Origin of the sequence: Stenotrophomonas sp. S41 (genome assembly GCF_016624625.1) — a bacterium.
GTDB lineage: Bacteria > Pseudomonadota > Gammaproteobacteria > Xanthomonadales > Xanthomonadaceae > Stenotrophomonas.
The window spans coordinates 41,997-52,603 of the sequence record NZ_JACVTV010000019.1; the positions used below are offsets into that span (position 1 = coordinate 41,997).

At 67.3% G+C, this 10,607-nt stretch carries 9 protein-coding genes; 4 read left to right on the forward strand and 5 right to left on the reverse strand.

The genetic code is table 11. The annotated features are described in order from the left end of the window. The first annotated feature begins 340 nt into the window (after positions 1 to 340). Genes IAE56_RS06655 through IAE56_RS06670 form a run of 4 tightly spaced genes read left to right on the forward strand, consistent with a single transcriptional unit; the run spans position 341 to position 4,631 of the window. Positions 341 to 2,479 carry a TonB-dependent siderophore receptor gene (locus IAE56_RS06655; RefSeq protein ID WP_200751939.1) on the forward strand — a complete coding sequence of 713 codons (2,139 nt, stop codon included), beginning with the start codon at positions 341 to 343 and terminating at the stop codon, positions 2,477 to 2,479. Positions 2,480 to 2,486: 7 nt separating this feature from the next. Beyond that, positions 2,487 to 2,798 carry a hypothetical protein gene (locus tag IAE56_RS06660; RefSeq protein WP_108769438.1) on the forward strand — a complete coding sequence of 104 codons (312 nt, stop codon included), beginning with the start codon at positions 2,487 to 2,489 and terminating at the stop codon, positions 2,796 to 2,798. Next, the gene (locus IAE56_RS06665) at positions 2,798 to 3,061 is read left to right on the forward strand and encodes a hypothetical protein (protein ID WP_200751940.1); all 264 of its coding nucleotides are present in this window, start codon (positions 2,798 to 2,800) and stop codon (positions 3,059 to 3,061) included. Before IAE56_RS06660 ends, IAE56_RS06665 begins: the two co-directional genes overlap by 1 nt. 10 nt (positions 3,062 to 3,071) lie before the next feature. Further along, complete coding sequence (locus IAE56_RS06670; protein WP_200751941.1) at positions 3,072 to 4,631, forward strand: PepSY-associated TM helix domain-containing protein; 1,560 nt, start codon at positions 3,072 to 3,074, stop codon at positions 4,629 to 4,631. A gap of 336 nt (positions 4,632 to 4,967) precedes the next feature. Here the strand turns inward: IAE56_RS06670 and IAE56_RS06675 are convergent, their stop codons facing one another. From IAE56_RS06675 to rbfA, 5 genes are all read right to left on the reverse strand, one after another. Next, on the reverse strand, positions 4,968 to 6,152 hold the full coding sequence (locus IAE56_RS06675) for a glycoside hydrolase family 18 protein (protein ID WP_200751942.1): 1,185 nt from the start codon (positions 6,150 to 6,152) through the stop codon (positions 4,968 to 4,970). Between the two features lie 284 nt (positions 6,153 to 6,436). After that, positions 6,437 to 8,545, reverse strand: a complete 2,109-nt coding sequence (pnp, locus tag IAE56_RS06680) for a polyribonucleotide nucleotidyltransferase (RefSeq protein WP_108769445.1) — start codon at positions 8,543 to 8,545, stop codon at positions 6,437 to 6,439. A 150-nt stretch (positions 8,546 to 8,695) separates the two neighbouring features. Next, positions 8,696 to 8,956, reverse strand: coding sequence for a 30S ribosomal protein S15 (gene rpsO / locus IAE56_RS06685; RefSeq protein WP_005410445.1), 261 nt, complete (start codon positions 8,954 to 8,956; stop codon positions 8,696 to 8,698). A gap of 174 nt (positions 8,957 to 9,130) precedes the next feature. Further along, the gene (truB, locus tag IAE56_RS06690) at positions 9,131 to 10,039 is read right to left on the reverse strand and encodes a tRNA pseudouridine(55) synthase TruB (RefSeq protein ID WP_164072858.1); all 909 of its coding nucleotides are present in this window, start codon (positions 10,037 to 10,039) and stop codon (positions 9,131 to 9,133) included. Between the two features lie 106 nt (positions 10,040 to 10,145). Then, positions 10,146 to 10,529 (reverse strand): 30S ribosome-binding factor RbfA, encoded by a 384-nt coding sequence (rbfA, locus tag IAE56_RS06695; RefSeq protein ID WP_005410447.1) that lies wholly within the window; start codon positions 10,527 to 10,529, stop codon positions 10,146 to 10,148. Positions 10,530 to 10,607 lie beyond the last annotated feature (78 nt).

Genomic DNA, 10,607 nt, shown 5'->3' on the forward strand with positions numbered 1-10,607 from the left:
CCCGCTCGGGCGGGCTGGAAAGCGTTCCGGGCGGTGCCCGGGCAATAAAAAAGCGCCGCGAGGGCGCCTGCGGAACAGGGCCTTCGGGGGCAGGTCAGCGGTGGGCGGTGGTAGTGCTCATGTCGCACGCTCGGCCGGCGCTGGGCGCGGGCCACCTTGTTCCAGTCAGGGTTCTGCGACGATCTTAAACCAGCGCGCGGCAAAGCCCAAGCCAGCCGGGCCGCGGCCCTGCCAGGACGGCTGAATGGCGGTCGCTGGCGGGGCCAGATGTCAATGATTACCATACGCAGGCGTTTCTCACTCGCGTGTGGCGCGCCCCTTCCCGGCCCTGGATCCGCCCATGTCTACGCAGTCGCTGCCGGTCCGTACCGGCCTGTTCCGTGCCCCACTGTCCGCCCTCGCGGTTGCCCTGGCCGTTGCCGCATCCGGCACGCTTCCGGCGCTGGCCCGGGCCGATGAGGCGCGCACCCTCGACACCGTCCAGGTAACCGCGCCGATCGCCACCGAAAGCGGCAGCGCGACCAAGACCGACACCCCGCTGCGCGAGATTCCGCAGTCGATCTCGGTCATCACCGACCGGCAGATGCGCGACCGTGGCATCCACGGCGTGGAGGAAGCGGTGTGGTACACCGCCGGCGCCCAGGGCGGGCAGTACGGCGAGGACACCCGCAGCGACTGGCTGCTGGTGCGCGGTTTCAAGCCCGCCCGCTACCTGGATGGCCTGGCCACGGTGGAAGGCACCTGGACCGGCGAATCGCGCATCGAACCGTATGGCCTGGAGCGCATCGACGTGCTGAAGGGCCCGGCCTCGGTCAACTATGGCGCGATGCCGCCGGGCGGCCTGGTCAACTTCGTCAGCAAGCGGCCCAGCGCCAACCCGCTGCAGGAAGTGGAGCTGCAGATCGGCAACTACGGCCTGAAGCAGGCCGCCTTCGACATCGGCGGCGCGCTCAACGACAGCGGCAGCGTGCTGTACCGCCTGGTCGGCCTGGCCCGCAACAGCGACAACGTCATCGACCAGGTGCATGACGACCGCTACTACCTCGCCCCGTCCATCACCTGGACCCCGGACGAAGCCAATTCGCTGACCGTGCTGGCCCGCTACCAGAAGAACGACACGGTCGAGACCGGCGGCTTCCTGCCCTACCAGGGCACGGTGGTACCCGGTGCAAATGGGCGTTACATCTCGCGCCACTTCTTCAGCGGCGAGCCGGGCGTGAACGACTACACCAAGGAAGCCACTTCGCTGGGCTATGAATTCCGCCACGATTTCGGCGACGGCACCGTGTTCAACCAGAACGTGCGCTACAGCTGGGCCGAAGTGGATGCCAGCCACGGCAGCCTGGGCCTGTTCGGCCTGGTGGCGCCGGACAGCACCGAGCTGGTGCGCTATTACTACCCGCGCATGGATACCTCCGAGAGCGTGTCCATCGACAACAACCTGACCTTCCGCTTCCACAGCGGCCGCGTCGAGCACACCGTGCTGGCCGGGCTGGACTACCGCCGCGCGCGCGACGATTACGCCTCGGCATTCCTGTTTGGCGCCCCCACCCTCGATGCCTACAACCCGGTGTACGGCGCGCCGGTGCAGGTGCCCGACTACACCTCGCGACAGGTGCAGACGCAGGGCACGCTGGGCCTGTACCTGCAGGACCAGATCCGCATCGACCGCTGGCTGGTGACCCTGGCTGGCCGCCAGGACTGGGTCGGCACCGATACCGAACAGCGCATCGGCGGCACCGGCACCGCGCACCAGAGCGATGACCAGTTCTCCGGCCGGGTCGGCGTGAACTACCTGTTCGACAACGGCGTCAGCCCCTACGTCAGCTGGTCGCAGTCGTTCCAGACCACCATCGGCACCGATTTCGAAGGCCGCGCATTCGTGCCGACCACCGGCGAGCAGTTCGAGGCGGGCGTGAAGTACCAGCCCGAAGGCGGCCGCCTGCTGCTGACCGCGGCTGCCTACCAGATCGAGCAGGACAACACGCTCACCGTCGACCCGCAGCACACCCTGTTCTCGATCCAGCAGGGCCAGACCCGCGTGCGCGGCGCCGAACTGGAAGGCCGCTGGAACATCGGCCAAGGCCTGAGCGTGTACGGCAGCTACACCCGCTTGGACGCCAAGGTCCGCCGCAGCACCGATGCCGCGTCGCTGGGCAAGCGGGTGGCGCTGGTACCGAAGGAAAGCGCCTCGCTCGGCGCCGATTACACCTTCACCGCCGGCGCGCTGAGCGGCTTCGGCTTCGGTGCGGGCGTGCGCTACAACGGCGGCATCTACGGCGACATCTACAACGATTGGTATACCCCGTCGTTCACCCTGTTCGATGCCAGCGTGCATTACGACCGCGGCCCGTGGCGCCTGCAGGTCAACGCCGCCAACGCGGCCGACAAGAAGTACGTGTCTGCGTGCAACAGCGCGACGTGGTGCTATTACGGCTACCCGCGCACCGTCACCGCCAGCCTGCGTTACCAGTGGTGAGCCGACGATGATCACCGTGGGCCTGTCGACGCTGGGCTTCTGCAGCCTGGCCGTGCTGTCGGCGATGTTTTCCGCGCTGGCGTTCTACGCGGCCTCGCCGCACTGCCGCTGGCCACGCCTGCGCCGCGCCGGCCGCCTGGGCCGGCAGATCGGCCTGGTCGCTGCGGTCGCCTCGCTGTGGCTGTGGATGGCCGAACTGGGCGTTGCCGCCGGCCTGGTGGCGATGCTGTGCACCTGGATGCTGGTGGCCCTGCTGCTGCCGGCGCTGGCCGCCTGGCACCGCCCGGCGATGGATGGCAGCGCACGGGAGCCGCGCTGATGTGGATGCGCGCCCTGTCCGGCATCTTCGTCGGGTTCTTCCTTGCCGCCGCCGCCACCGGCCTGCTGACCTGGCTGCCGCCGGGGCCGTGGCCGAGCGCGGTGGTGCCGGCCTTGATCGCCTTCGTCCCGCTGTGGATGCTGGCAGCGCTGTGGGCCTTCAGTTTCCGCACCGTGGCGCGCGCCTGGCTGGTGCCGGCAGGCTGTGCCGCCGCCGGCTTCGCCGCGCTGTGGCTGCTGCGCCTGAGCGGCGCGGTGCAATGAGAACGAGCGCATGAAATTCAGTTCGCAGACCCTGCGTACCTTCACCACCCTGCACACCTGGGTCGGCCTGGTGGCCGGCTTCGGCCTGTTCGTGGCGTTCTATGCCGGCGCCCTCACTCTGTTCCACCACGATCTGCCGGTGTGGCAGACGCCGGGGGCAGCCAGCGTGCTGCCGGCCGGGCTGGACGACGCGCAGTACCTGCTGGACGACGTGCTGGCCAAGCACCCGGAAGCACGCCGCCATGTCGGCATGACCTTCCCCGGTGCCGAGCACCCGCAGCCGCTGGCCTACTGGCAGGGCGCCGACGGCGGCTGGCGCTATGCCTGGCCCGGCAACACCGGCGGCAGCGCCACGCCACCGCAGGCGGGCCTGGCCGAGCTGGTCAACGAACTGCACTACAGCCTGGGCCTGCCGGTGGCCGGCATCTACGTGATGGGCATCGTCAGCCTGCTGTACGGCATGGCCCTGCTCAGCGGACTGGTCATCCACCTGCCCAAGCTGCTGGGCGACCTGTTCGCGCTGCGCCCGGGCCGCAACCTCAAGCAGATGTGGCAGGACGCGCACAACGTGATCGGCGTGCTCAGCCTGCCGTTCCACCTGATGTTCGCGGTGACCGGTGCCCTGCTCTGCCTGGTCTTCATCCAGATCGCCCTGCTCAACCCGCTCATCTTCGAAGGCAAGGCCATGCAGGTGGTGCCGGCGGCGATGGATACCGCGCCGGTGCGCGAAGCTGCGGGCGTGCCGGCCGCGCCGGGCAGCCTGCGCGAGCTGCATGCGCGTGCGCTCGAAGTGGCCCGCGCACAGGGCGTGGCCGATTTCGAACCGGCTTACCTGAAGCTGGCCAATGGCGGCGATGCCAACGCCACCATCGAGATCACCGGCGAATCCAGCGGCACGCTGGGCCCGCTCGGCTCGGTGGCGCTGGACGTGGCCAGTGGCCGCGTGCTGGCCAGCCAGCTGCCTGGCCATCGCGATGCCAACCACGCCACGCTCAGCGCGGCCTATGCCCTGCACTTCGGCGAATTCGGCAACGGCGTGGTGGTCTGGCTGTACTTCCTGCTGGGGCTGGGCGGTGCCTTCCTGTTCTATTCGGGCAACCTGCTGTGGATCGAATCGCGACGCAAGCGCCGGCAGCCGCAGCAGCCGCGCGCAGGGGTGAACATGGCGCGGGCCACGGTGGGGGTGTGCATCGGCCTGTGCGTGGCGATCTCGGTGGCCTTCGTCACCGCGCTGGTGCTTGAACACGTGGCCCCGGCGACGGTGGACCACGGCATCCGCTGGGCCTGCTTCGGCACCTGGGCGGCGTGTGCGCTGTGGGCCGCCGTGCGCCGGCCGGCACAGGCCGCGCGTGAACTGCTGTGGGCCGCGGCCATCAGCACCGCGCTGGTGCCGGTGATGCATGGCGCGCTCAACGGCGACTGGCCGTGGCTGACCGCCGCACGCGGGTTGTGGCCGCTGTTCTGGATCGACATGGTGGCCCTGGCGATGGCCTTCGGCTTCGCCCGGCTGGCAGTGGCCAGCCAGCGCCGTGCCCGTGATGGCGACCCCAACAGCGTGTGGGCCAATTGAGGAAACCGCCGGGCATTACCCGGCGCTACCGGTACGCAACGCCCCGGTAGAGTCGAGCTTGCTCGACTGCTGTTGCCTCCGCGCCAAGAGCAGTCGAGCAAGCTCGACTCTACAAAGGCGTGATGGCGATGGCCTTTGGTTTCGCCCGCCTGGCGGTGGCCAGCCAGCGCCGCGCCCGAGAGGGCGACCCCAACAGCGTGTGGGCCAATTGAGGAAACCGCCGGGCATGGCCCGGCGCTACCAGTACGCAACGCCCCGGTAGAGTCGAGCTTGCTCGACTGCTGTTGATTCCGCGCCAAAGGCAGTCGAGCATGGCTCGACTCTACAAAGGGCTGGTCAATCGCCGACGCGGGCCTTGTGCCATGGCGCGAGCATGGCATTGAGCAGGCTGGCCTGTTCGTCATCGCCGGTCAGTTCCCACATGAACACGCCGGCCAGGCCCTGCTCGCGGGCAAACTGCGCGCGCAGGCCGATCGAGCGCGGGTCCTCGTAGCTGATGAAGATCTTCTCGGCCACGTTGTACAGCCACGGGCTCTGCGCCTGCGGCTGCCAGTATTTCGTCCAGCCCGGCTGGTCCAGGTAGCGCGCCTTGATCACCCGCCAGTCGCCGGCATCGGCCGGTGCGCTGTAGGCCTGGTACAGGCCATCGGGTGCGTCGCCGGTCACCTTGAAACCGCGCCCGTAGAACGGCACGCCCAGCACCAGCTTGTCGGCCGGCACGCCGTGTTCGCGGTAGTACTGCACGGCGCCGGCCACGTTGTTCCAGCGCCGCAGTTCCGGCTCCAGCGGGTCAGCCGGCACTTCATGCAGCGGTGCGTTGAAGGTCGACACTGCCGAGAAGCCGGTGCCCATGTCATAGCTCATCAGGTTGATGAAATCGAACACCTTGGCCAGCGCCGGCAGGTCGTAGCTGGCCGCCGCGTCATAGGGTCCGTCGGTCTGCAGGCGGCCGGCCGCGAGCGCGGCGGTCAGCAGCATCGGTTGGTCGCGCTTGCGGCCACGCGCATCCAGCGCCACGCGGAAGGCCTGCGCGAGCTTGGTCATGTTCGCGCGGTCCTGCGGGCGATGGGCCAGTTCGCTCGGCCCGCCACTGACCGGGAATTCCCAGTCGATGTCCACGCCGTCGAAGCTGCCTGCGTACTTCTCGAAGAACAGCGCCATGCAGGAATCAACCAGGCGCTTGCGGCTGGCCTCGGTCAGCGCGGCATCGGAGAAGCCGCCTGCGCCCCAGCCGCCGATGGAGATCAGTGTGCGCAGATGCGGGTGCGCCTTCTTCAGCTCGGCCAGCGCCGCGAAGTTGGCCGGCGCTTCGGCGCCCACCGTGCAGCGCCCTGCCTCGATGGTGGAGAACGCGTAGAACAGGTGGGTGAGGCGATCGGCCGGAATGTGCGACACCGGGTAGCGCTCGGCCGAACCGCCGGGATAGTAGGCACCGTAGATCGGCGGCTGCGCCGCGTGGCTGGCGGCAGGAACGGCAGCGGCGAACAGCAGGGCAAGCCCGGCCAAGGTCTGGCGCAACATGGAAACTCCCGATAGGTAGAGTCGAGCAGGCTCGACTCTACACGGCGGGGAGCCCGTAGAGTCGAGCAGGCTCGACTGCGCTGCATCCAAGCAGTCGAGCAAGCTCGACTCTACGAAAGGCACGGAAACGCAGGCAAAGAAAAAGCGGGCCGAAGCCCGCTTTTTCATTTCGGCGATTCCAGAAGTGTGTCAACCAAGGCTGACACCTACCGGGAACCGTAATCGACCGCGGCGAAAGCGTGAGGACCAACGGTCCTCACCTACCGTAATCGACCGGAGGTCGATTACTCGGCGCTTGCGCCTTCGCCTTCTTCGACGGCCTTCATCGACAGGCGGATACGGCCCTGCTTGTCGACTTCCAGGACCTTGACCTTGACCACATCGCCTTCCTTCAGCACGTCGCCGACCTTCTCGACGCGGTCGCTGGAGATCTGCGACACGTGGACCAGACCGTCCTTGCCCGGCAGGATCGTGACGAACGCACCGAAGTCCATGATCTTGGCGACCTTGCCTTCGTAGATGCGGCCCGGCTCGACGTCCGAGGTGATCTGCTCGATGCGGGCCTTGGCGGCCTGGGCAGCGATGGCGTTGACCGAAGCGATGACGATGGTGCCGTCATCCTGGATGTCGATCTGGGTGCCGGTTTCCTTGGTGATGGCCTGGATGGTCGAGCCACCCTTGCCGATCACTTCGCGGATCTTGTCCGGGTGGATCTTGATGGTCAGCAGGCGCGGCGCGTAGTCCGACAGCTCTTCACGCGGAGCGGTCAGGCCGTGGGCCATTTCGCCCAGGATGTGCAGACGGCCAGCCTTGGCCTGCTGCAGAGCCTGCTTCATGATCTCTTCGGTGATGCCTTCGATCTTGATGTCCATCTGCAGGGCGGAGATGCCCTCAGCGGTACCGGCAACCTTGAAGTCCATGTCGCCCAGGTGATCTTCGTCACCCAGGATGTCGGACAGGACGACGAAGCGATCACCTTCCTTGACCAGGCCCATGGCGATACCGGCAACCGGTGCCTTCACCGGCACGCCGGCGTCCATCAGGGCCAGCGACGAACCGCAGACCGAGGCCATCGACGAGGAACCGTTCGACTCGGTGATTTCCGAGACGACGCGGATGGTGTACGGGAAGGATTCCAGCGACGGCATGACAGCCAGCACGCCGCGCTTGGCGAGGCGACCGTGGCCGATTTCGCGGCGCTTCGGGCCCATCATGCGGCCGGTCTCACCCACCGAGTACGGGGGGAAGTTGTAGTGGAACAGGAAGTTTTCCTTGTACTCACCGGACACGGCATCGATGACCTGGCCATCACGGGCGGTGCCCAGGGTGATGGTCACGATGGCCTGCGTCTCACCGCGGGTGAACAGCGAGGAACCGTGGGTACGCGGCAGGATGCCGGTCTGCACGGCGATCGGGCGGACGGTGTCCAGCTGACGGCCGTCGATGCGGACCTTGGTGTCCAGCACCGAGTTGCGCATGGTGCTGTATTCCAGCTCGCCGAACTCCTTCGACAGCTCGGCCGGGTTCCAGCCTTCAGCGGCCACGCGGCCAGCCAGGGTTTCGACCACGTCCTTCTTGATCGCCGAGATGGCGTCACGGCGCTGCAGCTTGTCGCGCACCTGGAAGGCTTCGCCCAGGCGCGGGCCGATGGCTTCCTGCAGGGCGCTGATCAGCGCGTCGTTCTTGGCCGGGGCCACCCAGGTCGACGGCTTGGTGCCGGCTTCCACGGTCAGCTCGTTGATCGCGTTGATGACCTTCTGCATTTCGCGGTGACCGAAGGTCACGGCGCCCAGCATCACGTCTTCGGACAGCAGCGCGGCTTCGGATTCAACCATCAGCACGGCGTTGGCGGTACCGGCAACAACCAGCTCCAGCTCCGATTCCTTCAGCTCCGACACGGTCGGGTTGAGGATGTACTCGCCGTTCTTGTAACCGACCTTGGCGGCGGCGATCGGACCCTTGAACGGGGTACCGGCCAGCGACAGGGCAGCCGAGGCACCGATCAGGGCCGGGATGTCACCGTCGATTTCCGGGTTCAGCGACATCACCGTGGCGATGATCTGGACTTCGTTCTTGTAGTCTTCCGGGAACAGCGGACGGATCGGACGGTCGATCAGACGCGAGATCAGGGTTTCCTTCTCGGTCGCGCGGCCTTCGCGCTTGAAGAAGCCACCCGGGATACGGCCACCTGCGTAGAACTTCTCCTGATAGTCACAGGTCAGGGGGAAGAAATCCTGGCCTTCGCGCGCGCTCTTGGCGGCGACGGCGGAGACCAGCAGCACGGTGTCGTCGAACTTGACGATGACGGCGCCACCGGCCTGACGGGCGATTTCGCCGGTTTCAAGCGTGACGGTGTGCTTGCCGTACTGGAAGGTTTTGGTGATTTTTGCCACGGAGGGTGTCCTTGGGGATGCTGTCTGCGAATTTGGACCGTCGGCGACCCTTGCCGCCAGCGGGTGACCGGATCGTTCCGGTCTGAATCGGTATTCCGGTGCTACAAAACAAAACCGCGGCGCATCGCTGCGCCGCGGGGGATTCTTTGCTTAGCGACGCAGGCCAAGCTTTTCGATCAGGGCCTTGTAACGCTCGACGTCCTTCTTCTTCAGGTAGTCGAGCAGGCTGCGACGGCGGTTGACCATCTGCAGCAGGCCGCGGCGGCTGTGGTGGTCCTTCTTGTGGGTCTTGAAGTGGCCGGTCAGCAGTTCGATGCGGGCGGTCAGCAGGGCAACCTGGACTTCCGGGGAGCCGGTGTCAGCCGAGCTGCGCTTGTTGTCTTCAATGACCTTCTGGGTGTCGATCGACATTTTCTTTTTTCTCTGTGATGCGTGGCCGGCAGGAACGCGCTTCGCGCACCGCCAGGCTCGCCGTGGACTACGAGGATGAAACCTGCGCGAGGCAGGTTGCCGGAAAACGGCCGCGAAATTGTAACGGTCAGGGGCTCCGGGAACAAGGACCGGGGCTGAACCGGCCGGGTCCCGTCAGAGGTTGAAGCGGCGCTGCGGGGCCAGCAGGCCACTGTCGTCGACCTGCCCCAGGCCCTGGACAGCATCGTCCGGCCCGTACACGGCCACCAGGCCGCGCGGCCAGGCGGCGTCGCGCTGGCGCTGGCCGACACAGAAGCGGTGCGCCTGTTCAGCGTCGAGGTCGACCCGCGGGTATTCGGCCAGGCCGGCGGCCAGCGGCAGCAGCAGCGCCTCCATGCCCGCCTCGTCGCCGGCCTCGACCATCGCCCGCAGCTGGTCCAGGGTGACCATGGCCGGGGCGTGGAACGGCTCGACCCACAGCCGGCGCAGCGCGCTGATGTGGGCGCCACAGCCCAGCGCCTCGCCGAGGTCACGGGCCAGGCTGCGGATGTAGGTGCCCGAACCGCAGGTCACCCGCAGCCGCAGGCGCTCGGCCTGCTGCTCGAGCACCTCGATGGCATGCACCTGCACCTCGCGCTCGGGCGCCTCGATGACGTCACCGCGGCGCGCCTTCACATACAGCGGCTCGCCGCCCTGCTTCAGCGCCGAATAGATCGGGGCGCGCTGCAGGATGCTGCCGGTCAGCGGCGCCAGTGCGGCCTGCAGGGCCTCGGCGCTGATCGCCGGGACCGGGCGCTGCAGCAGCACCTGGCCTTCGGAATCATCGGTATCGGTGGTCTGGCCGAGCTGGATCTCGGCGTCATAGGCCTTGGCCGAGCCCAGCAGCAGGCCGGCGATCTTGGTCGCCTCGCCGAAGCACAGCGGCAGCAGGCCGGTGGCCAGCGGGTCGAGGCTGCCGGTGTGGCCGCCCTTTTCGGCACGGAACAGGCGGCGGGCCACCTGCAGGGCGGCGTTGGAGCTCATGCCGGTCGACTTGTCGAGCAGCAGGATGCCATCCAGGCGGCGGAACTGAATTCGGGTCATGACAGATACGGGTAGCGCCGGGCCATGCCCGGCGTGCGCGAAACGCGGCCAGCGTCCGGCCTCGCACGAGCAGAATGGAAAACGCCGGGCATCACCCGGCGCAAGCTTATTCTTCGTCGCTCTCGCGACGCTTCTCCGCGGCCAGCGTATCGGGCAGGTCGCGCAGGATGTTGTCGATGTGCTCACCACGGTCGACCGAGTCGTCGTAGTGGAAATGCAGCTCCGGCACATGGCGCAGCTTCATCGCGCGGGCCAGGTCCATGCGCAGGCGGTAGCCCAGCTCCTTCAGGCCAGCCACGGCTTCGGCCGAACGTTCCGGCATCAGCGCGGTGACGAACACCTTGGCATGGGCCATGTCGCGGGTGATTTCCACGTCGGACACGCTCACCGAGGGCAACCCGTGCTCGCGCACGGCGTTGTGCACCAGGGTGCCGAGTTCACGGCGCAGCTGGGCGGAGACACGGTCGGTTCGATGGAAAGTCTTGGGCACGAGGAGCTCTTGGTTCAGTTGTCGCCCCCCCCACCGGGGGGGGGGAAAAAATATTAAAATGTAACGCCCCCCACAAAG

What these genes read in the sequence shown, in the direction of transcription:
- IAE56_RS06655 (WP_200751939.1), top strand. Translation starts at nt 341, where the DNA reads ATGTCTACGCAGTCGCTGCCGGTCCGTACCGGCCTGTTCCGTGCCCCA.
- IAE56_RS06660 (WP_108769438.1), top strand. Translation starts at nt 2,487, where the DNA reads ATGATCACCGTGGGCCTGTCGACGCTGGGCTTCTGCAGCCTGGCCGTG.
- IAE56_RS06665 (WP_200751940.1), top strand. Translation starts at nt 2,798, where the DNA reads ATGTGGATGCGCGCCCTGTCCGGCATCTTCGTCGGGTTCTTCCTTGCC.
- IAE56_RS06670 (WP_200751941.1), top strand. Translation starts at nt 3,072, where the DNA reads ATGAAATTCAGTTCGCAGACCCTGCGTACCTTCACCACCCTGCACACC.
- IAE56_RS06675 (WP_200751942.1), bottom strand. Translation starts at nt 6,152, where the DNA reads ATGTTGCGCCAGACCTTGGCCGGGCTTGCCCTGCTGTTCGCCGCTGCC.
- rpsO (WP_005410445.1), bottom strand. Translation starts at nt 8,956, where the DNA reads ATGTCGATCGACACCCAGAAGGTCATTGAAGACAACAAGCGCAGCTCG.
- truB (WP_164072858.1), bottom strand. Translation starts at nt 10,039, where the DNA reads ATGACCCGAATTCAGTTCCGCCGCCTGGATGGCATCCTGCTGCTCGAC.